General features: G+C 48.5%; 16 protein-coding genes and 1 pseudogene. 10 read left to right on the forward strand and 7 right to left on the reverse strand.

The window, feature by feature from the left end; genetic code table 11:
* Window position 1 precedes the first annotated feature (1 nt).
* Together G7Y45_RS11555 and G7Y45_RS11560 are read right to left on the reverse strand one after the other, a co-directional pair.
* Window positions 2-1,225, reverse strand: coding sequence for an efflux RND transporter periplasmic adaptor subunit (locus G7Y45_RS11555; RefSeq protein WP_005808799.1), 1,224 nt, complete (start codon window positions 1,223-1,225; stop codon window positions 2-4).
* A 14-nt stretch (window positions 1,226-1,239) separates the two neighbouring features.
* Window positions 1,240-2,667: a TolC family protein gene (locus tag G7Y45_RS11560; protein ID WP_165014490.1), complete on the reverse strand. Its 1,428-nt coding sequence runs from the start codon at window positions 2,665-2,667 to the stop codon at window positions 1,240-1,242.
* Between the two features lie 459 nt (window positions 2,668-3,126).
* Between G7Y45_RS11560 and G7Y45_RS11565 the strand changes: the two genes are divergently transcribed.
* From G7Y45_RS11565 to G7Y45_RS11610, 10 genes and pseudogenes are all read left to right on the forward strand, one after another.
* Window positions 3,127-3,954 carry a DUF4373 domain-containing protein gene (locus G7Y45_RS11565; protein ID WP_005776678.1) on the forward strand — a complete coding sequence of 276 codons (828 nt, stop codon included), beginning with the start codon at window positions 3,127-3,129 and terminating at the stop codon, window positions 3,952-3,954.
* 279 nt (window positions 3,955-4,233) lie between these two features.
* Window positions 4,234-4,413, forward strand: a pseudogene (locus tag G7Y45_RS19955) (AAA family ATPase); the annotation flags it as partial.
* Window positions 4,414-4,575: 162 nt separating this feature from the next.
* Window positions 4,576-4,791: a DUF4492 domain-containing protein gene (locus G7Y45_RS11575; RefSeq protein WP_005776680.1), complete on the forward strand. Its 216-nt coding sequence runs from the start codon at window positions 4,576-4,578 to the stop codon at window positions 4,789-4,791.
* Between the two features lie 32 nt (window positions 4,792-4,823).
* Window positions 4,824-6,377 carry a cytochrome ubiquinol oxidase subunit I gene (locus G7Y45_RS11580; protein ID WP_005776681.1) on the forward strand — a complete coding sequence of 518 codons (1,554 nt, stop codon included), beginning with the start codon at window positions 4,824-4,826 and terminating at the stop codon, window positions 6,375-6,377.
* Between the two features lie 25 nt (window positions 6,378-6,402).
* Window positions 6,403-7,551, forward strand: a complete 1,149-nt coding sequence (gene cydB / locus G7Y45_RS11585) for a cytochrome d ubiquinol oxidase subunit II (RefSeq protein ID WP_032536418.1) — start codon at window positions 6,403-6,405, stop codon at window positions 7,549-7,551.
* A gap of 122 nt (window positions 7,552-7,673) precedes the next feature.
* Window positions 7,674-8,738: an STM4015 family protein gene (locus tag G7Y45_RS11590; RefSeq protein ID WP_005819750.1), complete on the forward strand. Its 1,065-nt coding sequence runs from the start codon at window positions 7,674-7,676 to the stop codon at window positions 8,736-8,738.
* 4 nt (window positions 8,739-8,742) lie between these two features.
* Window positions 8,743-9,753 (forward strand): STM4014 family protein, encoded by a 1,011-nt coding sequence (locus G7Y45_RS11595; protein ID WP_005819752.1) that lies wholly within the window; start codon window positions 8,743-8,745, stop codon window positions 9,751-9,753.
* Window positions 9,740-10,591 (forward strand): STM4013/SEN3800 family hydrolase, encoded by an 852-nt coding sequence (locus G7Y45_RS11600; RefSeq protein WP_044299678.1) that lies wholly within the window; start codon window positions 9,740-9,742, stop codon window positions 10,589-10,591. Before G7Y45_RS11595 ends, G7Y45_RS11600 begins: the two co-directional genes overlap by 14 nt.
* The gene (locus G7Y45_RS11605) at window positions 10,588-11,868 is read left to right on the forward strand and encodes an STM4012 family radical SAM protein (RefSeq protein ID WP_165014492.1); all 1,281 of its coding nucleotides are present in this window, start codon (window positions 10,588-10,590) and stop codon (window positions 11,866-11,868) included. Before G7Y45_RS11600 ends, G7Y45_RS11605 begins: the two co-directional genes overlap by 4 nt.
* A 13-nt stretch (window positions 11,869-11,881) precedes the next feature.
* Window positions 11,882-13,393, forward strand: coding sequence for an STM4011 family radical SAM protein (locus G7Y45_RS11610; protein ID WP_065739683.1), 1,512 nt, complete (start codon window positions 11,882-11,884; stop codon window positions 13,391-13,393).
* A gap of 2 nt (window positions 13,394-13,395) precedes the next feature.
* Here G7Y45_RS11610 and G7Y45_RS11615 read toward each other — a convergent pair whose 3' ends face one another.
* From G7Y45_RS11615 to wecB, 5 genes are all read right to left on the reverse strand, one after another.
* Window positions 13,396-14,352: a D-2-hydroxyacid dehydrogenase gene (locus G7Y45_RS11615; protein ID WP_005776688.1), complete on the reverse strand. Its 957-nt coding sequence runs from the start codon at window positions 14,350-14,352 to the stop codon at window positions 13,396-13,398.
* Window positions 14,353-14,435: 83 nt separating this feature from the next.
* Window positions 14,436-15,707, reverse strand: a complete 1,272-nt coding sequence (locus tag G7Y45_RS11620) for a replication-associated recombination protein A (protein WP_005808784.1) — start codon at window positions 15,705-15,707, stop codon at window positions 14,436-14,438.
* Between the two features lie 24 nt (window positions 15,708-15,731).
* Window positions 15,732-18,326: a glycoside hydrolase family 2 TIM barrel-domain containing protein gene (locus G7Y45_RS11625; protein ID WP_005819759.1), complete on the reverse strand. Its 2,595-nt coding sequence runs from the start codon at window positions 18,324-18,326 to the stop codon at window positions 15,732-15,734.
* Between the two features lie 39 nt (window positions 18,327-18,365).
* Window positions 18,366-20,927 (reverse strand): DUF5686 and carboxypeptidase-like regulatory domain-containing protein, encoded by a 2,562-nt coding sequence (locus G7Y45_RS11630; RefSeq protein ID WP_005808780.1) that lies wholly within the window; start codon window positions 20,925-20,927, stop codon window positions 18,366-18,368.
* Between the two features lie 113 nt (window positions 20,928-21,040).
* Window positions 21,041-22,126, reverse strand: a complete 1,086-nt coding sequence (gene wecB / locus G7Y45_RS11635) for a non-hydrolyzing UDP-N-acetylglucosamine 2-epimerase (RefSeq protein ID WP_005776693.1) — start codon at window positions 22,124-22,126, stop codon at window positions 21,041-21,043.
* Window positions 22,127-22,199: the final 73 nt, after the last annotated feature.

Below are 22,199 nucleotides of genomic sequence, written 5' to 3' on the forward strand. Positions count from 1 at the left end.
CTTATTTTCCTTTCTTCTTACTGCCCGGGTGGCTTGGCATGAACGGGCTTTGCTCTCCGCCACCGTCCGGTCCGGCTTCGGGTGCTACGTTTCCACCGGGCATGCTTCCGATGGTTGCTTCGGTTACTACTACCATTCCTTCGGAGGCTCCTCCGGTGATTTCGGTATTGATACCGTTGGTGATACCTGTCTGTACGGGATGTGCCGTGAATGTATTTCCTTCACGTGTCCACAGTTTATGTTCGCCCTCACAGTCTTTTACCACATCCTTGTCGCTTATCAGCGGCTTTTCCGGGGTGAAGCGCAGTGCGCGTGCGGGCACGGAGAGCACGTCTTTGCGGTCCAGGGTATAAATGGTGACATTGGCTGTCAGGCGGGGTTTCAACTTCAAGTCCGGATTGTGGGCGGAGATCACTACTTCGTAAGTGACTACAGTGGTCGACGTACTGCTCGTGCTGGTGCTGCTTGCGTCTCCCAGTCGGATTTGCGTGACCGTTCCTTCGAATACGTCGTTCGGGTAGGCATCTACGGTGAATGTAGCCCGTTGTCCTTCTTCCACACCGCCTATGTCGGCTTCATCCACATCGGCCACAACCTGCATCTGAGTCAGGTCGGCGGCAATGGTGAATAGGGTCGGTGTTTCAAATCCCGAAGCTACGGTCTGTCCTTCTTCCACATCGCGGCTGATGACCACGCCGTCGATCGGTGAAGTGATGGTGGCATACGACAGGTTGCGTTCCGCTTTGGCCAACGAAGCCTGGCTGCTCTCGAACGAGCTTTTTGCCTTTTCATAGTTGTAGAGCGACTGCTCGTAGTCGGTATCGCTGATCAGCGCCTTTTCGTGCAGTCCCCGGCTGCGTTCATAGTTCTTCTTCTGATATTCGTATTCCGCTTTCGCTCCATTGTAAGTGGCGCGTTGTGAAGCAAGTTCACTCTGCAACGTCACGCGGTCCATCTCGGCAATCAACTGTCCTTTGGTCACTGCCGCATTATAGTCCACATAGATTTTGTCGATGATTCCGGATACCTGTGTACCGACTTCCACTTCCGTTACCGGTTCGATGGTTCCTGTGGCGGTCACCGATTCGGATATCTCGCCTTTGCTCACGGTCGCCGTGGTATAGGTCACTTTGTGCTTGGCCGTCGGGCTTCCGAAGAGCCAAAGCCCTCCGCCTGCCAGTACGACGATGCCTGCGGCGATAAGGATGATCTTTTTCTTATTCATATCGTTTATACGTATTAAATGTTTTTGTTCTCTGCGGTGAGTCCTGTCAACTCGTCTCCCTGATAGAACTTCAGCAGTTGAGTGTTTAGAATGGCCATATATTTGGACTGTAGCAACTCCTGCTGTGCTTGCAGCAGATTGTTCTTCTCCGTAAGCAGTTCTATCGTATTCTTCATGCCGGCATTAAACTGTTCGCTGATCAGTTCATAGCTGGTCTGCGTGCTGCGCAACTTTTCTACAGCTGCCGCATAGCGTTGTTGTGCGCTGTTGGCATCGAGCCACAACCCTTCGATGGTCTTATACAGCGTTTTCTGTTCATCGAGCAGCGTCAGTTGGCTGGTCTGATACTGAAGTTTGGCCTTTTCTACGGCGCTTTTCGTCTGCCGGTTGTTGAAGATAGGTACGCTGATGCTGAGTCCGATGGAGTTATTCCATCCGTTTTTCACCTGTTCCCCGAAGGTGAAGTCGCTTCCGCTCGTATGGTTTGTCCCTATTCCGGCTGTCAGGCTGACGCTGGGCAGATATCCCGACCGGGCTATTCCGATGCCCAGTTCCGAAGCCTCCACACTGAGTTTGCTTGCCTCGATCTCCGGCCGTAGGGCCACGGCAGCCTGAAACACGTCTGCTTTGGTGGGCAGGGGCGACAGTACATTTTCGTCACCCAGCACAGGCAGATATATCTGCATCTCCTGTTCGCCGTCCAGTTCGAGCAGTTGTTTCAGTTGCAGTTTATAATCCTGAAGCGTGGCCTGTGCCGTGACCAGTTGATAGCGGTCGGTGCTGACTTGTGCTTCCAGTTGGGCATAGTCGCTCCGGGCGATGCTTCCCGCATTCAGCAGTTGCTTGCCGCGGTCCCGCTGGGCTTCGGATACTTGCAGGGTGTTTTCGTTCACCTTCACCGACTCGGCCGCATACAGTATTTGTATGTAGGTCTGGGCGATGGACTGCCGGATGTCATTCTCCGAAGTAGCCACGTCGAGGTCCGCCACCCGGTTGTTGAGTTTTTCCTGCTCGATGGTCTTCAGGCGTTTGCTGCCGTTGTATACGGTCCATTGTGCATTCAGCCCGTAGTTTCCGTTGTAGGTTGTCTTGTTGCTGCTCTTCAGCACTTCCGATCCGCTGATGATGCTGCTCGACTCTTGATAGGGGCGGTTCACCAGATTCTGGCTGCTGGAGAATGAAAGGCTGGGGAAGAGGGCCGCTTTGGCTGTCTTCACGTCCACCTGTGTGCTTTGTGCGTTGATTCTGTTGCGACGGATGCTGATGTTTTGCTGCAAAGCATAATCGATGCAGCTTTGCAGGTCCCACCGGGCAGGTATTGCCACCGAGTCGCTGGCCTGCATTTGCCCGGAGGTTCCGGTTTGTTGCGCCCACAATCCGCCTTCGGGCAGGGTGGCTGCCAGGCAGAGGGCTATCAGGGTGATTCTTTTTACGTTTGTCATACGCTTGGTTCTTTGATTTTACTGAAACAAAGGTACAGCGTATAAGAAAGAGGCGCAAAAGCGATAGACGGGAGCGGAGGTTTTAACGATAAAAGATGAACTATAATCGATGAATGAAGTTTACCACGGAGTGACACAGAGTTCCACAGAGAATCTTTTTTAAGATTTCCTGAGTGGGAAATGTCCCGGTGACCGGTAACTGCCCTCACAGGTAAAAAGGAGGTGTGTTTCAGGAACTTTGATAGAAGTGTGACCTGTCAGGTCACACTTCTTAAAAGGTAAATATTTACTTTTGTAAGCCGGAACGTTTAGAACGATGAACTGTATAGAAATGAATACGATTCACCACAGAGTACACGGAGGACACAGAGTTTTAATCTCTTGTTTATTAAGATGTTTAAGAGAAAGATACTCTCTGTGTTCTCTGTGTCCTCCGTGGTGAATTAAACTCAAAAACAAATGGAAAGAAAACAATTTTTTATTCTTGAGAAAGATTTCCTGAACACACGGGAAGTGGGAGACTTGATAGAAGCTCTCGGACCGGGAGGAGTGGGAGCCTATATGGCAATTCTGATCTACTTGCGTCATCAGCCTGCCTATACGACGTGTTACAGACCTTCCTTATTGAGCCAGTTGGCGCGTTGCAATAACGGTACTGTTGAGTTGTTCAGAGATGTGCTGCTCAACTTCGGGCTTTTTGATTTTGGTGAAGGAGAGGAGCCGGAGTTTCATTCTTTTTATCTGGACCGAGTGATGGAACCTATGGACCGGAGATGTGCAAACAGCCGTCGTAATGGAGCGAAAGGAGGACGTCCGCCAAAGGTGGCTCGTACTGTGCATAATGTGATTCCGGAAGTGATGGAAGAGGTTACGGAACCTGTTGCGGAAGAACCTTTGCAACTTGCTGTGGCTGAGGAAGAAAAACCCAGAAAAACCTACAATACAATACAGAACAATACAGAACAATACAATACAACAACAGAAACAACAGAAAAGAGTAAAAGCGAAACCTCCGTGCTTGTTCCTGTTGCCGCCGCCATTGCTGCCACCACTGCCGTTGTTGGGGAGAACATACAATCTTTGTTTGGCTTCCGGACAGACCGGCGGATAAGGATGGACGAAACGCGGATCGACAGGCAATGCTGTATCGGGCATATCCCTATCGGTACGAGGCATTGGCGGGAGGATTGCAGATCTATCTCTTGTCTACCTCACTTGCTTGGAGTGTCCGGAAGAAGTGGCGATCGGAAAATAAGGGCCTCCGGCTGTCAGAGATCTGGTCCCTGACTGTCGGTGAGGTGTAGCCCGGCTGTCGGTGGGGTGTAGCCCGGCTGTCGGTGGGGGGTAGCCCGGCTGTCGGTGGGGTGTAGCCCGGCTGTCGGTGGGATGTAGCCCGGCTGTCGGTGAGGGGGTGCCCGGATGGGTATCCGTCGTAAAATGTTATCTTTGCACGTATCTAAAAACACAATAGAGTCATGAATACACCCGTAACCATTCCGTTGCGGAAACTCCCGATAGGGATACAAAGTTTCGAAAAACTGCTTATCGACGAGTACGATAAACTCGTTTGGCGACTATTGGTTCACCGGCGGAACCCCTGCTTTCCTGGTGGAAATGCTGCAGAAGACCAATTTCGGTTTACGGGAGATGGAAGGAATCGAAGTGCCCTCCACTTCGCTGAACGATGACCGTGCCAATGTGGGCAATCCCATTCCTATGATTTATCAGAGTGGCTGCCTGACTATCTTTGTAATAATCAGAAACTTAGATTCGATTCTGTGTCGTTCTGTGTCCTCTGCGGTGAGTAAGAACCGTTTATTTTGCTTGTTTCATCAACATTTTTAAGATTATCTTTGTTATTATTTGTATAGACACTAATTTTGATATGTTATAAAATTACCCTGTATTATGAAGAATACACTGCTCCATATCTGGAACTTCTATGTCGAAGGTTTTCGAAGCATGACTCTGGGCCGCACCCTGTGGCTGATTATACTGGTGAAACTCTTCATCATGTTCTTCATTCTCCGCCTCTTTTTCTTTCCTAACTTTCTGAGCAGCCAGCCTACCGACAAGGACAAGGAAGAATACGTTGCAGGCGAACTGATACAACGCGGGCAATAAACGGCTGAAGTTTAACTCTAACTACTAATGATATGATTGAAAGTATTGACACTTCACTTATTGACTGGTCGAGAGCCCAATTTGCTCTGACAGCCATGTACCATTGGATTTTTGTGCCGCTCACTCTCGGCTTGGCAGTCGTTATGGGTATCATGGAAACCCTTTATTATAAAACAGGCAATGAGTTCTGGAAACGGACAGCCAAGTTTTGGATGAAGATTTTCGGTATCAACTTTGCCGTAGGTGTAGCCACGGGACTGATCCTTGAGTTTGAGTTCGGAACCAACTGGAGTAACTATTCCTGGTTTGTAGGTGATATTTTTGGCGCGCCGCTTGCCATCGAGGGCATTTTGGCTTTCTTTATGGAGGCCACGTTTATTGCCGTCATGTTTTTCGGGTGGGATAAGGTCAGCAAAGGTTTCCACCTGACTTCTACCTGGCTCACAGGACTGGGAGCTACGATCTCCGCCTGGTGGATTCTGGTAGCCAATGCCTGGATGCAGCATCCGGTAGGTATGGAGTTCAATCCCGATACAGTGCGCAACGAGATGGTCGATTTCATGGCAGTTGCCTTTTCGCCTGTCGCCGTTAATAAATTTTGCCACACGGTGCTCTCGAGTTGGGTGCTGGGAGCTGTTTTCGTGATAGGCATCAGTTGCTGGTTCTTGCTGAAGAAGAGAGACAAGGAGTTTGCCATAGCCAGCATTAAGATTGGTGCCATCTTCGGGTTGGTAGCTTCGGTGCTGACGGTGTGGACCGGCGACGGTTCCGGTTATGCCGTTGCGCAAACACAGCCGATGAAACTGGCAGCGGTAGAAGGATATTACGAAGGACAGAACGGAGCCGGGCTGGTAGCTGTCGGGGTGCTGAATCCTGATAAGAAGACTTATGACGACGGTCAGAATCCGTTTTTGTTCCGTATAGAGATTCCAAAGATGCTCTCCTTCCTGGCCGAGCGTAAAGCAGATGCTTTTGTGCCGGGCATCAAAAATATCATTGAGGGGGGATACGAACTGAAAGACGGCACGAAAGCGCTTTCGGCTGCCGAGAAAATAGAACGGGGTAAAAAAGCGATTACTGCATTGGGCACCTATCGTGCGGCTAAAAAAGACGGTGACGAGGCTGCTATGCAGCAGGCATCCGCCACGCTGAAAGAGAATGTTGCCTATTTTGGTTATGGTTATATTAAGGATGTGAACCAATTGGTTCCCAATGTGCCGCTCAACTTTTATGCCTTCCGCGTGATGGTGATCTTGGGTGGATACTTTATCCTGTTCTTCATTGCGATTCTCTTCTTTGTCTATAAGAAAGACCTGTCGCAAATGCGATGGATGCAATACATCGGACTATGGACCATTCCGTTTGCTTACATTGCCGGACAGGCAGGATGGGTAGTGGCCGAATGTGGTCGCCAGCCTTGGGCGATACGGGACATGCTGCCCACGTCGGCAGCCATCTCAAAGTTGGATGTAGGCTCTGTACAGGCCACATTCTTCATATTCCTTATTCTGTTTACGGTAATGCTGATTGCGGAAATCGGCATCATGGTCCGGGAGATCAAGAAGGGACCGGCGGCTAATCATTAATCACGAACCATTAATCATTTAAACTATGGGTACATACATTTTTCTACAACAATATTGGTGGCTGGTAGTCTCACTGCTCGGGGCTATACTCGTATTCTTGCTGTTTGTGCAGGGTGGCAACTCTCTGCTGTTTTGTTTGGGTAAAACGGAGGAGCATCGCAAGATGATGGTAAATTCCACCGGACGTAAGTGGGAATTTACGTTTACCACACTGGTCACTTTCGGTGGCGCGTTTTTTGCTTCATTTCCTCTGTTCTACAGTACCAGTTTCGGCGGCGCCTATTGGCTTTGGATGATCATTCTTTTCAGCTTCGTATTGCAGGCTGTCAGCTACGAATTTCAGGGCAAAGCGGGCAACCTGCTCGGGAAGAAGACTTACCGTACTTTTCTGGTGATCAACGGTGTGGTCGGCCCTCTACTCTTGGGAGGTGCGGTAGCTACCTTCTTCACAGGGTCCGATTTTTATATCAATAAGGGCAATATGGTGAACGAGATTATGCCTGTCATCAGCCATTGGGGCAACGGCTGGCATGGGCTCGATGCGCTGACCAATATCTGGAATGTGATTCTGGGACTGGCCGTGTTTTTTCTGGCACGCATCCTGGGAGCTCTCTATTTCATCAATAACATAGCCGATAAGGAACTCGTCGGCAAGTGCCGTCGTTCGTTGATTGCGAATACAGCTCTGTTTCTGGTGTTCTTCCTAACTTTTGTGATCCGCACTTTGTTGGCCGACGGATATGCTGTCAATCCGGAAACAAAGGAGATCTATATGGAACCTTATAAGTATTTCAATAACTTTATCGAAATGCCGGTAGTGCTGATTATATTCCTTGCAGGGGTTGTGCTGGTGCTGTTCGGCATTGGCAAAACAATGTTGAAGAAGACATTCGATAAAGGGATCTGGTTTGCCGGCATTGGTACGGTACTCACCGTCCTGGCACTGTTGCTTACTGCCGGATATAACAATACAGCTTATTATCCGTCTTACACGGATATACAAAGCTCTCTCACCCTTGCCAACAGTTGTTCCAGCCAGTTTACGCTGAAAACCATGGCTTACGTTTCTATCTTGGTTCCGTTTGTCATCGCCTACATCTTCTACGCCTGGCGCAGCATCGACAATCGTAAGATCGATGCAAAGGAAATGGACGAAGGCGGACATGCCTACTAAGATTTTTATCAGATAGAAGTACAGGATATCGGAATTTTATTACTTTTGTAGCGATGCTTATCTGCTCTTGACAAACGAAGGCGGATAAGCATTGTTTTTATCAGTAATTAAACAGACATACTATGAAACGAGTATTTGTATTTCAAGACTTTAAGTCTCAGAAGTTCTGGAGCATCGATGTTCGGGGAACCGATGTTGTTGTGAACTATGGCAAGTTGGGAACAGACGGACAAACACAAGTAAAGAATTTCTCGTCGGTCGAAGAGGCCGAAAAGGCCGCTGCCAAATTAGTGGCGGAGAAGACGAAGAAAGGATATGTGGAAACCCGGGAAGAGGTTGCCAAGGAAATGAAGGTGGAAGCTAAAAAGTATGCGCTGAGCTATGACGAGGCAGAAGAGGGCGTGAACTTGATGGATAGGATATTGAAGGATAAAAAGCTGCCGTCGCTCAGGCAGATCACGATCGGCTGTTGGGGGTACGACGGAGAGGACTGCTCGGCTATTGCCGACGGCATTGTGGCGAATAAGGAAAAGTTTGCCCATCTTGAGGGCCTGTTCTGGGGAGACATGGATTCTGAAGAACAGGAGATCTCCTGGATTGAGCAGGTGGATTTAGGTCCGGTGTTGGACGTGATGCCCTTGCTGAACAATCTCAAGATTAAAGGCACCAATAATCTGAGCATTGGCAAGAAACCTCGTCCCAACCTGAAGTCACTTGAGATTATCAGTGGTGGCCTGCCCGATTCGGTGGTGGAGGACATTCTGGGGTCCGACCTCTTTAACCTTGAAAAGCTGGTCCTTTATGTAGGAGTGGAAGACTACGGATTTGAGGGTGATCTGGCTGTATTCAAGCCTCTCTTCTCCAAAGACCGTTTTCCTAAACTGAAATGGCTGGGCATTGTCGATGCGGAAGAACAAGATGCTGTTGTGGAGATGTTCCTCGAATCGGATATTCTTCCGCAACTGGAGACGATGGATATCTCTGCCGGAGTATTGACAGACAAGGGAGCACAACTGTTGCTGGATCATGTGGACAAGATCAGCCACTTGAAGTTTATCAATATGAAATACAATTACCTGAGTGACGAGATGAAAAAGGAGTTGCAGAAGGCACTGCCGGTGAAGATCGACGTTTCCGACTCACAGGAGTATGATGATGATTACAGTTTCCCAATGATTACGGAGTAAATGAATGAAGATATGTGTTGTCAGTAATTCGACTTCAAAACGTACGGACTACTTTATCAAAGCGGGTAGAAGCCTCGGGGCGGATACCTGCTTTGTCACATACGATGAGTTGATGGCTACTCTTCCGGAGTATCGTGATACGGTTGTGAAGCTGGAACCTCCGGTGTTTCAGGAAACGGACTTCCGGAAATACAATTCGCTTTGCCGGGATTACAGGAAGATGTTGAGGCGCTTAGCCGCTGTGGATAGACCGGAGGGCGTGCATTTTCTGAACGAGCCGAGTGCAATTCTCTGTGCTTTGGATAAGGTCCGCACTCAGCAGAAACTGGCCGGGGCAGGCTTGAAAACAACCCCGTTGTTCTCGGCGGCACTACGCACTTTTGATGAACTGGCCGAACTGCTTTACCGACAGAAGAGGGGAGGGTTTCTTAAACCTCGCTATGGCTCCGGAGCCGGAGGGGTAATGGCTGTCAGATACAATCATCGCCGGGACGAATGGGTGGCTTATACGACCATGCGTTGGGCGGGAGATCATGCTTGTAATGAAAAACGTATCTGCCGGTTGACAAACCGGAAAGAGATTGCTGTGCTGGCAGAAGAAGTCATGCGATGCGGAGCTGTCCTTGAAGAGTGGATGGTAAAAGAAAAACTGGAAGGGGAGAATTATGACTTGCGTGTTGTCTGTAGGGAAGATGAAGTCGACTATGTCGTGGTACGTTGTAGCAAAGGTGCCATAACCAATCTTCATCTGAACAACAAAGCAAGGCTGTTCGGAGAGCTTTCGCTTGCACCTTCCGTCCGTGAGGAGCTTTTTTGCCGGAGCATTGCCGCCACGCGGGCTCTGGGACTGCGGTATGCAGGCATAGATGTGCTGATTGCACGGAACACGGATACACCTTATATTATAGAGGTGAACGGACAGGGAGATCATATCTATCAGGATATGTTTACGGAGAATAAGATATACACCAATCAGATAAGAACGATAGAATCACTTTTCAATGGAAATAGATGAACTGCCATCCGGTAAGCAAGACCGGAAACCGGATATAGATATGAATGGAATTGTGGGCACGCATGACATACTGATGCTCTGTTTCGACACCTTGCGCTATGACGTCAGTGTGGCCGAAGAGGCTTCCGGGGGAACTCCCGTACTGAATAGCTATGGCAGTGGCTGGGAGAAGAGGCATGCTCCCGGCAATTTTACCTATCCCTCGCATTTCGCCATTTTTGCCGGATTCTTGCCTTCACCTGCCGAACCCCATGTGTTGCGCAGCCGGAAGTGGCTTTTTTTCCCTTTTCAGGCCGGCACGGGGCGCATACCTCCGGAGGGCAGTTATGCTTTTAAAGAAGCTACATTCGTACAGAGCCTGTCCAATATCGGTTATGAAACCATCTGTATCGGCGGAGTCAGCTTTTTCAGTAAACGGAATGACATCGGAAGGGTATTTCCCGGTTATTTCAATAAAAGTTACTGGCTGCCTGCTTTTGGCTGCACGGATAAGAACAGTGCCGCCAATCAGGTGGACTTTGCTGTCGGTAAACTGGAAAAGTATCCGGCGGACCGGAGAGTATTCATGTATATCAATTTCTCGGCCATCCATTATCCCAACTGCCATTATGTAGAGGGTAAGAAGAAAGACGACAAAGAGTCACATGCTGCGGCTTTACGATACGTTGACAGTCAGTTGCCCCGCTTGTTCGAGGCTTTCAGAAGACGTTCGGATACATTGGTCATTGCTTTGTCCGATCATGGCACCTGTTATGGTGAGGACGGTTACGAGTATCACTGCATTTCCCACGAGAAGGTATATACGGTGCCTTATAAACATTTTATTCTCAGAAAATGAACGATCAGCAGCAGATTTCACGATATATCAGCTATATGTACAGTTATCCGCATAAGACGGCTTACCGTACTTTTAATCCTCCGGTCTCTCTTGCCCCTTATTTTGAACGGTTGGCAGGGGGGCAGGCAAGTCTATATTTTCATATCCCTTTCTGTGCCCATAAGTGCGGTTATTGCAATCTGTTTTCACAGCAGAGCTGTGATGGAGGGCGTATCTCGGCATATCTCCGTACGATGCGCCGTCAGGCAGAACAGTTGTCCGTGGCGGCACAAGATCTGAAATTTACTTCGTTTGCAGTTGGGGGAGGTACTCCGCTTATTCTGAACGAAAAGCAGTTGGATGAACTGTTTTGCATAGCCGAGCTGTTCGGCGTACGTCCTTCGGAGGTATTCACTTCCATCGAAACTTCACCGGAGTATGCCGACAAGAAAGTTTTGCGGAAATTGCGGACGAGGGGGGTGGAACGGTTGAGCATGGGTGTACAGAGTTTCAATGATGCGGAGTTGAAAAAACTGAAAAGGAGGCCTGTGCTTGCTACCGTGATCAATGCACTTCAAAATATTCGGGAAGCGGACTTCCCGCAGTTGAACCTCGACCTGATTTATGGCATTGAGGGACAGACGGTGGATAGCTTTATTCACTCGCTTACCACTGCGCTTACTTATCGCCCCGACGAATTATTTATTTATCCTCTTTATGTCCGGCCGGGTACACGTATCGATGTACGCTCAACGGATGACATGTGTTATGCTATTTACAGGTCAGCTCGTGAACTGTTGGTGGAGCAGGGATTTGTGCAGACTTCCATGCGTCGCTTTGTTAAACGGAAAACAGTGGAACTGGAGTTCTCCTGTGGCGATGAAACCATGCTGTCCTGTGGTTCCGGGGGACGGAGCTATCTGGGAGATTTACATTATGCCACTCCATACGCTGTGCGGCAGGAAGCCATAGCCGGAGAGATAGACCGTTATATCCGGACTGCTGATTTTTTGACGGTAACCAATGGTTATTTGCTTTCCGCGGAAGAGGTACAAATAAGGTTTATTATAAAGAACCTGATGTATTATCGGGGGCTGGACACGGCGGAGTATGAACAACGTTTTGGTAAGGAGCCGGACAGAACGCTCTTCCGGGAATTTACAGACCGGGGGTGGATTGAAGAGAAAAACCGGGTTCTGCTTCTTACGGAGGAAGGAATGGCCTACTCCGATTACATCGGCCAGTCTTTTGTTTCACCTGCCGTAAGGAGACTGATGTCCGAGTATATATATCCTTGATCAACTTTGCACGATGGGGGCTTTGAGTACTATCCGGAATATCTATTATAGGGGCAGTCTGGAATATTGCAATTATACATGTTCGTATTGTCCGTTTGGCAGGAAATCCGCATCTGCCGATACGGACGGTGACCGGGAAGCGCTGCACCGTTTTATTTCACGTATCGGTCAGTGGAAGCATGGGGCGTTGCGTATTCTGATTATCCCTTATGGAGAAGCGATGATACATCGGTATTACAGAGAAGGTATCATTCGTCTGGCTGCCATGCCCCATGTGGCCGGGGTTTCTTGTCAGACGAACCTGTCCTTTTCAGTTTCCCGTTTTCTGGATGAAGTTGAAGAGGCTCGGGCAGATGTCACCAAAATCAAATTCTGGGGGAGCTACCATCCTGAGATGGCGGATGTCACAGATTTTGCGTCTAAAATAGAAAAACTGCATGCGGCTGGTATTGAGGTCTGTGCGGGAGTGGTTGGTGATCCTTCGGCAAAGGAACAGATCCGGAGGTTGAGGCTGCTGCTGGATCCGTCGGTTTACTTGTTTGTGAACGCAATGCAAGGTTTACGGAAGCCGCTTTCGGAGGAAGATGTCCGCTTTTTTAACGAGATGGATAATCTGTTCGATTATGATCGGCGGAACGCAAAAGCATGTTTGAATAATTGTTCCGGAGGCAGAGAGAGTCTGTTTGTTGACCGGGAAGGGGGGATGTATGCCTGCCCGAGAAGTGGGGTGCGGACAGGGAATTTCTACGATGATTCTGCTTCGCTCCTTCAGCCTTCTTGTCTCCGTAAAGTATGCGATTGCTATATTGCTTTCAGCAATCTGCGGGATACGCCTCTGAGAAGAATGATGGGAGAAGGGGCATTGTGGCGTATACCGGAGAGGAAAAAGGTCAGGGCTGTATTCTTTGATATTGACGGTACATTGACAGATGTGCAGGGGAGGATTCCGGGGCGTACCGTTTCTGCACTAAAATATATGTCCGGTCGCTTACCTCTGTACCTGAGTACTGCCTTGCCGATGGCACACGCCAAGAAGCGGCTTGGTGATGTGTTCGACTTGTTTTCGGGAGGGGTTTTTGCCGATGGGGGCTTTCTGTGTTATGAAGATACCGTTGAATGTGTTCCGGTTGAACATCCTGTGACTCTTGATTTCCCCGGTTGCCGGATCACTCGTTATACTTGGAAAGGGGAAATCTTTAAGTATGCCGTGCTTGCGCCTACTGTCCGGGAAGCTACTCGGTTGTCGGCCGGATTGGAGGGGGAGGCATATCAACTGTATCAGGAAGGCCGGTTGCTGACAGTGGTGGACAGCAGGGCGGGAAAGAAGAATGGACTGATGACTCTATGTTCGAGATTGGGAATCTCTTTGCGGGAGATTCTGGTGGTAGGTAATACGATGCACGATTGGCCGATGATGTCTGTTGCCGGTTATTCTTGTGCAGTGATGGATGCGGAAGAAGAGTTGAAGAAACTATCGGGATATATTCTGAATCCCGATAGTATTCCTGTCTTTTTTGATATCTGACTTTATTTGGCTACGTTGTTTATGGGTTTTCCACCGATGTATGCTTTCAGGTTGTCAACCAGAATGGTCATCAGACGTTCACGGGCGGCGGAAGTAGCCCAGGCTATATGCGGGGTGATATAGCAATTTCTGGCAGTCAGCAATGGGTTGTCCGCACGTGGAGGCTCGGTGGAGAGTACATCCAATCCGGCAGCATAAATCTTATAATTATTCAGGGCGTCTGCCAGGTCTTGTTCATTGATCAAAGGGCCGCGACTGGTGTTGATTAAGATGGCGTTTGGTTTCATCAGTTCAAGGCGGCGGGCATTAACCAGATCACGGGTTGATTCCGTTAACGGACAATGCAGACTGACGATGTCGCATTCACGGAAAATCTGGTCGAGTTCCGCTTTTCTGATTTCGGGAGGCAACTGAAGCCGTGACTTGGAGGTATAGGCCCACACTTTCATTCCGAACCCGATTGCGATACGGGCTGTATTATATCCGGTCTGTCCCAGTCCGATAAGACCGATTTTCTTTCCTAACAGCTCTATAAGCGGGGTATCCCAGTAACAAAAATCCTGATTCCGGGTCCACTGCCCTCCACGCACTTCGTCTGCATAGTGTTGCACTCGCTGAGTGATATTCAGGATATGGGCAAAAACCATCTGTCCGACGGATGGAGTGCTGTAAGCCGGGATGTTGGTAACCACAATACCGCGTTCTTTGGCTGCCGCAATATCAATAATGTTATATCCGGTGGCTATTACGCCGATATACTTCAGGTTAGGCAAAGAGGCCATGTGCTCTGCGGTGATCACGGCTTTGTTGGTAAGGATGGCCTCGGCGTCCTTCGCATGTGTAAGCACCTCTTCGGGGGCTGTGCGATCATAGATTTCACACTCACCTAAAGTTCTCAATTCATCCCAGTTCAGATCTCCGGGGTTGGCGGCATAGCCGTCTAAAACTACTATCTTCATAAATTATTAGGTGTTAAGTATTAAGTTTGTGTACTTGAATACTGAATTAATAACTCTTTATCTAATAAAACAATTACAGATGTTTAATAGTTCTTTTCATTTCCCCAGAGTTGTTTCATTCGTTCGGCATGTTTCTGTTCAGCCGGGTTGTGTTGGGGCTGCCATATTTGCTTATTCTTGATTTCGTCCGGCAGGAATTGCTGTTTTACGAAATTACCTTCATAATTATGGGCATATTTATATTCCTGGCCATATCCTAACTGCTTCATCAGTTTGGTGGGAGCATTGCGCAGGTGCAGAGGTACCGGTAGGTTACCGGTTTCACGCACCAATGCCAGTGCATCGTTGATAGCATTGTAGGCTGAGTTGCTTTTAGGGCTGGTTGCCAGATAAATGGTGGTTTCCGCCAATGGGATTCTTCCTTCCGGCCAGCCTATTTTCATCAACGTGTCAAAACAGGCATTAGCCAATAGCAGTGCATTCGGATTGGCCAGGCCAATGTCTTCCGAAGCCGAGATGACCAGACGTCTGGCAATGAATGCCGGGTCTTCTCCTCCTTCTACCATACGTGCCAGCCAGTAAATGGCACCGTCGGGATCGCTGCCCCGGATCGATTTGATAAATGCCGAAATAATATCGTAATGCATCTCGCCGTCTTTATCATAAGCCAGCGGATTCTGCTGTAAGCGTTCGGTTACCAGATCGTCAGTGATAACTACGGTCTCTTCCGTTTCCGACTCTACTACGAGTTCCAGTATATTCAGCAGCTTGCGGGCATCGCCTCCCGAAAAACGAAGCATGGCACTGGTTTCTTTCAGTTCTATTTTACGTTCTTTCAGTACGGTATCGGTAGTGATGGCACGTTGAAGCAATTCAAGCAGGTCCTCTTTCTCCAGAGACTTCAGTGTATAGAGCTGGCAACGGGAGAGGAGTGGACGGATTACCTCAAAAGACGGGTTCTCCGTGGTGGCACCTATCAGAGTAACTGTCCCGTGCTCGACAGCTCCCAGCAACGAGTCCTGCTGAGATTTGCTGAATCGGTGTATTTCGTCGATAAACAAGATGGGACTGGACTGAGTGAAGAATTTGTTGCTTTTGGCGCGATCTATCACTTCGCGCACGTCTTTCACGCCCGATGTTACGGCACTCAGTGTATAAAAAGGGGTTTCCAGCTTATTGGCTATTATCTGGGCCAGTGTTGTTTTACCGACTCCCGGAGGCCCCCACAGGATAAATGAAGAGATACGTCCTGCATCAATCATCTTGCGCAAGATAGCACCCGGTCCCACAAGGTGTTTCTGACCGATATAATCATCTAATGTCTTTGGCCGTAGCCTTTCCGCTAATGGTTGCATATCTATTTGTAATGAATCTGTTTATTAGTCGATCACCGTCCCCATCACCTGTACATCTGTGATAGCGGCTTTTTCTCCGATGAAACTGATACGTATGAAACGTCCCTGTATACCCGGAACAACCTGGATCATCCGAATGTTCTCGTTTTGTTTATAGTTGGTCTGATCCGGAATAAGTGTCCAGTGCTCTCTATCCATCGATGCCTCCACTTTGTATTGGTAATGGTCCGTATCCGGAAATGCGATTCGGATGTGGCGTATGGACAAGCCTTTCTCTGTGTCCAATGTCCAGGAGCGTTCCGGGTCGTTGCCGGCAGCTTGCCAATAGGTGGCTCCATCTCCATCGGCAGCAAATGCGGACGAGTGTCCGTCGGCCGATGAACTGCAGAAGGTCGGATTATTGGGCCCGAAGGTTTGCAGGTTATCTGTTTTATCCTGAACCTCAAAACGTGTATAAGGTCGGTCTTTCACTTTACAGGCTTCGGTATAGGGAGTGCTTCCGATGAACCGGAGTGTGATCTCGGCAGGCTCGAGCCCCGGCGAGGTAGCCCGTATCACGGTTTCTCCGGCATAGTATGACCGGAATTCAATCGCGGCTTTTCCATCGAGAATACGGATATCACTCTCTTTTTCAAATAGGATCGAGGTACCGGTAGGAAACTCTCCCGGACCGGATATGATGTTGAGGCTGACTGCCGGAGAATTGTTGACCGGTTTACCGTCTGCATCCAGAATGGTTACCGACAACATAACGTCATCTGTCCCGTCTGTCTTTATCTGGTTCGTTTGATCGGCTGTCAGGGCAATGCGTGCAGGTGTTCCTGCCTCTGGCCACTTCGGCGGAGCAATCCCTTTGTAGGCATTGCGGTACCAATACCAGGCACGTTTGGGAATCCGGAAATAATCGATAATTCCCATTTTCCCAAGAGCACTTCCGGCTATACTCCCGTGGTCGAATGCGCACCAGATGGCTTGTCCGCTACGCCAGGCAAAGCCATTTTGCGCATTATTCTTTGCCAAGTCTCCCCAGCCCGGATCGTACTCTCCCGGACGGTCGGCTGTCGTGCTGCCATACTCTGAAACTACCGTCGGTATGCCCGGTTGCTGAAACTCGGGGATGTAGCTACCGTCACCGTTATATCCGGCTATATCACCCAACTTGTCAATTCGTTTCTCTCCCAACGGACGTTGAGCACCGCCAATGGCCGCCGGACGGGTTGGATCGAGTTGCTTGGAGAGTTTGACGGTTTCTGACAGTAACTTGCGCATCGGGTCGATCGTTTCGGGTGCGGTAAAGAACGGTTCGTTACTCATACTCCATACAACAATAGAAGGATGGTTGCGGTGGATGCGGATCAATTCTTTCAGTTGGGCTTTTACACTGCTCTCAAATCCTGCCCTGTCTGCTTCATTTACGGGATATGCACTTGCGTTCCAGTAGCCATCTCCTTTGTGACCTCCGATTCCCCAAAATGCATTCTCTGCCCAGAATAGCATACCTATTTCATCGCATGCTTGTGAGAAAGCCGGTGAATGGGGGTAATGCGAACCTCGTATCAGGTTGAAGCCGGCTTCTTTTACCAGACGGATATCTCTTCGCATACCGGTTTCGGTCACGGCATCTCCCCATCCGGCATGATCCTGATGAACATTGGCTCCCTTAAAATAATAATGTTCCCCGTTCAGGAAGAATCCCCGGTCCGGTGTCCATTCAAACCAGCGGAATCCGAAAGACGTTTCATAGCGGTCTATCAATTTTTCTCCGTGGTAAAGCGAGCTGACCACTTTGTAAAGTGCAGGATGATCGGGATGCCACAGTTCCGGTGCTTGAATCTCGCGGGTTTGCTGCTCAAATGTGTAGGTTGCGTTGTCCGGCAATGATTGTGATGTAGAAACAGAAGCCGCTTCTTTGCCTCGGGGATCGATAACAGTGGTCAGAAGTCGGTAAGTTTCTGTTTTTCCGGAACGATTGCATACATCTGTCCGTATGTGGACGCTCCCTGACTTTCCCTTTTTTTCTCCTAAGTCCGGTGTGGTGACCAATGTGCCATACCAATCGATATAGGTCGGTTCTTTGATCACTAAGCGTACGTTCCTGTAAATGCCTCCGCTGAATACATGTTCGCCTGCACGTGGAGCGAGGTCAGGTCGCCAGCAGTTGTTAACCCGAACCGCTATCTGGTTTTTTCCTTCTTTCAGATAGTTCGATATATCAATGGAAAATCCGGTATATCCTCCTTGGTGGGTTCCTGCCCGATGTCCGTTCACAAAAACTTCTGCTTCCTGAAATACACCGTCGAATTCAAGAAAGCTCCTTTTGCCAAGCACTTCTTTCTTTATCGGAAAGGCTTTACGGTACCATCCGTAACCTACATAAAAATCTTTCGACATGAAGTATGGAGTACTGAAAGAGTGGGGAAGTCCCGTCCTTTCCCAGTCGGAATCGTCAAAATCCGGTCGGGAAGCACTCTTGAAGTCTCCCCGGCAATATTTCCATTCTCGGTTGAAGTTGATGGTTTGTCGTGGGGAATCCGCCCGGCAAACATGGATTGCACTGCTTAACATAAGAAAAACCAACCATAGCTTCATGCCATTGCAGGTGTGTACTGTGAAATTCATCGTATTGAGGTTTTATAGTGTGAATGATAGATAGGCGGATCAGAATACTACCTGAATCATAAACCGGATACCTTGTTTGTTGATTCCCGGGTGGTTCAGGTAAGTCAGACGGCGTACGTATTCGATATGCAACAATTTAAAGATGTTGTAAATACCCACACTGGCTTCCAGGTAAGGTACTTTCGGATCCATCACATAGCTGGTGTAGCTGCCGTCCCGTTGCGGGAAATCAAACAGTTCCGGATTATTGCTCTTAAACGGGTTATTCTTATCCGTCAGGTTGCCGTATAGAGCGCGGAAACGGAATACTTCTCTCCACTTCAGTTTCTTAATCAGCGGGATGCGGTTGAAAAGTTTACCATTCATGTCATATGTGAGTGCCAGCGATGCATAACGGTCGTTGAGGAACTCCATATTATTGATCAGGTTGAACGTTTCTTTCTGTGTGATATACGATAGGTTGGCGGCTGGCAAAATAAGTAATGGGAACGGAACGGTATTCCATTGTGCACCTCCTTTTAAGGTAACATCTACTTTACCCCAGGACGAGAGCCAGAAGCGCTTCCAGATACTTGCCTCCGTCAGGTTGAAATTATATTCTCCTCCTAAAACACCTTTAAATCCGGTAGTGTGGGAGAGGGTGAAGATGGGAGCATCCAGCGATACCGGACGACGGCGTTGCTTTGTATTGACGAAGGTCTCGCCCGGCGCATAACGTAAGGTCAGCCCCAATTCGGCGGTAGTTATATCGGGTACGATGGTTTTGGCAGCATCATTGCGGATGTATTGCAACTTGCCTGCCGGAGTATCTTCCCGGTGTCGCGCCATGGCCGCAACCGAGAAACCCGATAAAGTTTCCATTTCATATCTCAGTGTGGCGTCCCGTACGTATGACATTTGGTCGACGGTTGTGGTTTTCCACGCTACGAATACGTTATCCTTATCCGTGTCGAGGAATTTATCCATTGGCGACATGACGTCGTAGCGGTAGGAGGCCGAGATGTAATGCTTCGGGAATTCCCAGGGGAAGAATTCGCATTTGCGGAAAGAGTAGGTCACATTACCTTCATATTTCCATTTTTTATCTTTGAGTCCGTACGCTCCGTATCCATTGAAGAACCAGTGGGGATTCAGCTTGGCGGTAGTCATACCGCTGAGACGGAAACGGGTACCATCCACATAATTGCTCGATATCATGGTGTTGATCGGTCCGAAGTCAAACTTACTCGGATGTTCTTTGGTCCCGGTTTCCACATAGTTTTCTATCAACGCTTTTGCTCCGAATATCACATATTTGAATCCGGGTATTTGTTCCAGCCGGTTCATGAAAAGATCCATGCTGCTCTCGGTCTTTGTTAGAGGCACCTGGCGTACTCCGGCCCAATATTCGTCACTTTTGGTCAGCATGTCCGCCTCTTTGATCACACTTCCTTTCAAACGGAAAAGTCGTGGCTCGATGGGGTCGAAGACATAATTGCTATATTTGGTTGTTCGTTTTACCTGGATGCCCTGAATAGCTTTCATGACTAAAAGGTCCACAGTCATATCGTCGTCTGTCAGCACCCAGTTGCCATTGGGAAGCTGTTCATATTGTTGTACGACGTCCAGATTTTCTACAAAGTTTACTCCTGTCTTTTTAGGCAGATTCATGGTGCACTTTTTCACTGCATAGGTAGAGTCGTCCAGTACATACAGGTGTCCGGTGAATCCGAAGTCCTGAGAGTTCTGTGGGACGAAGGTGAGATGCACGCATTTATCTTTATCCACCATCACAGTGTCCATCAGGTAGAATTTATAGAAAGAGATGGCTCCGCTTCCGATTGGACTTACGAAACGGCGTTGCAACAGGCGGATATCATCATCATAGATATTGATATCGGCAAATACATCATTGAGGATGGTACCCAGCATATCACCTGTTGAGAAGAATTCTTCCACGCCATTGGAGTTCATACCTTCGATTATGGTCTTTTTGCTTTCCGGGTCCTTCCGGTAAATGGTTTTGGAAGACGTTTCCTGCACCGAGATAGGCAGAATCAGTTTGTTGGTTTCAGGCGAAACCTCAACCTGGTCTTTGAGGAAAGAAAACTTTTTATAGATTCCTTTTTCAAGGCTTTCGGGTGTCACGTCATTGAGTGACATCTTCATCTTCTGATACTTGTTGTACTGATAATAGTCGTTGGTTTCCAGCTTCTGAGCTTTCTTGTGGTCGATGACCTTTCGCATGAACTCCACAGCGGGATTGTTTTTCCGGGAATACTTTTCTTTTTTAGGTTTTATCACCACCTCGTCCAGCATGACATCATCTGGTGAGAGCACCACATTCAGTTCTTTGGCACCTGCCGGAATTTTCACTTTCTTGGTGATATACCCCACTGCAGAGAAGGTCAGTTCGTTCCAACCTTTGCGGGTTTCTACCTGATATTCTCCGTTAGCATTGGATATACCGCCTACGCCTTTTCCTTCATAGAAAACGGAAATGTACATTAGCGGCTCATGTGAAATAGAATCAGTGATTACTCCCTTCAACTGTGCAAAAGCCTGTGGTGCAGAGAGGATAAGGAAGACTACTATTAATAGTTTAGAATATTGTTGTTTCATACACACTTCATCTCATCGTGAGACTGCAAAGGTAATAAATTCCTTTTGATTGAACGGACTATATAACCTTTTTTGTGTATCTTTTGAGTCCTGTAAGGAGGGGGAATCCGGCATTATTCCCCCAATAATATTTGTACAATTCGTTCTGCGGTCCGTCCGTCCCAGCGTTCGGGCAGAGTGCCTTGTTTCCATTCTCCGTTCATCAGTTTATCCATACTGGCAGCCAATGCTGCCGGATCTTCACCAACCAGTTCGTTGGTGCCTGTGCGCCAGGTTTCCGGATGCTCGGCATAGGTGTTGAGGGTGATGCAGGGAATTCCCAGGAAGGTCGCTTCTTCCGCCACATTGCCTGAATCTGTTATAATGGCTTTTGCCTGGTTCATCAGATACCCGAAAGAGAGGTAGCTTTGTGTGGGCATGATGTGCAGGTTAGGAGCTGTGATGTCGAGAGTTTTGATCGCATTGCGTACATAAGTGTGCAGTGGTGCCACAATCGGCATGCCGTTTGCCTTTTCAAGTAAGGTCTCTATCAATTTCCGCAGATTTTCTTTGTTGTTCAGCAGCACATGGCGGTTGAGGGTCAGCAGGATGTACTCATGCTCTTTCAGTCCCAGGACAGAGAACCATATTGGCTTTATCAGGCGGTTGCGGTTATACCGTATTGTATCGATCAGGATGTTGCCTACATAGTAGACTGTTTCATTTTCTGTTCCTGTCTGATTCAGGTTACGATTGGCCACCATGCCGGCTGTGAACAGATAGTCGGAAAGTCCGTCTGTTATCATACGATTGACTTCTTTAGGCATGGACATATCGAACGAACGGGTGCCGGCTACGAGATGTGCCACTTTTATATTTTGTTTTTTGGCTACGATCGCACAACTCATAGTTGCAGTGAGGTCATCGACTACCAGAACTACGTGCGTAGGGTTTTCCGTCAGTTCACGTTCAAAGGCGATCATTATTCCCGCAGTAAGTTCTGTAGGGTTATTGCCGTTTACACCCAGATAGGCATCGGGAGCTTTCATATGCAGATCTGCAAATAAGGATGCATCCAGACTGGTGTCATTCTCTATCCCTGTGTAAACCAGGCGATAAGAAATGCGTTTACCTTGTGCCTTAGCGGCATCGATAGCCCGGGTGATAGGGGCGATTTTCATAAAGTTAGGGCGAGCCCCGGCAACAATCGTTATCTTCATCTTCGTATTCTTACAATTTTCAAGGAACAAATGTACACTTTCTTGCGGAATTATTTGTTTCTTTGCACACAAA

Origin of the sequence: Bacteroides sp. ZJ-18 (genome assembly GCF_011038705.2) — a bacterium.
Lineage (GTDB): Bacteria > Bacteroidota > Bacteroidia > Bacteroidales > Bacteroidaceae > Bacteroides > Bacteroides hominis.

Coding starts and splice junctions, on each gene's coding strand:
- G7Y45_RS11560 (WP_165014490.1), bottom strand. CDS start 2,667: ATGACAAACGTAAAAAGAATCACCCTGATAGCCCTCTGCCTGGCAGCC.
- G7Y45_RS11605 (WP_165014492.1), top strand. CDS start 10,588: ATGAACGATCAGCAGCAGATTTCACGATATATCAGCTATATGTACAGT.
- G7Y45_RS11600 (WP_044299678.1), top strand. CDS start 9,740: ATGGAAATAGATGAACTGCCATCCGGTAAGCAAGACCGGAAACCGGAT.
- G7Y45_RS11615 (WP_005776688.1), bottom strand. CDS start 14,352: ATGAAGATAGTAGTTTTAGACGGCTATGCCGCCAACCCCGGAGATCTG.
- G7Y45_RS11565 (WP_005776678.1), top strand. CDS start 3,127: ATGGAAAGAAAACAATTTTTTATTCTTGAGAAAGATTTCCTGAACACA.
- G7Y45_RS11610 (WP_065739683.1), top strand. CDS start 11,882: ATGGGGGCTTTGAGTACTATCCGGAATATCTATTATAGGGGCAGTCTG.
- G7Y45_RS11580 (WP_005776681.1), top strand. CDS start 4,824: ATGATTGAAAGTATTGACACTTCACTTATTGACTGGTCGAGAGCCCAA.
- G7Y45_RS11630 (WP_005808780.1), bottom strand. CDS start 20,927: ATGAAACAACAATATTCTAAACTATTAATAGTAGTCTTCCTTATCCTC.
- G7Y45_RS11575 (WP_005776680.1), top strand. CDS start 4,576: ATGAAGAATACACTGCTCCATATCTGGAACTTCTATGTCGAAGGTTTT.
- wecB (WP_005776693.1), bottom strand. CDS start 22,126: ATGAAGATAACGATTGTTGCCGGGGCTCGCCCTAACTTTATGAAAATC.
- G7Y45_RS11620 (WP_005808784.1), bottom strand. CDS start 15,707: ATGCAACCATTAGCGGAAAGGCTACGGCCAAAGACATTAGATGATTAT.
- G7Y45_RS11625 (WP_005819759.1), bottom strand. CDS start 18,326: ATGAATTTCACAGTACACACCTGCAATGGCATGAAGCTATGGTTGGTT.
- G7Y45_RS11590 (WP_005819750.1), top strand. CDS start 7,674: ATGAAACGAGTATTTGTATTTCAAGACTTTAAGTCTCAGAAGTTCTGG.
- cydB (WP_032536418.1), top strand. CDS start 6,403: ATGGGTACATACATTTTTCTACAACAATATTGGTGGCTGGTAGTCTCA.
- G7Y45_RS11595 (WP_005819752.1), top strand. CDS start 8,743: ATGAAGATATGTGTTGTCAGTAATTCGACTTCAAAACGTACGGACTAC.
- G7Y45_RS11555 (WP_005808799.1), bottom strand. CDS start 1,225: ATGAATAAGAAAAAGATCATCCTTATCGCCGCAGGCATCGTCGTACTG.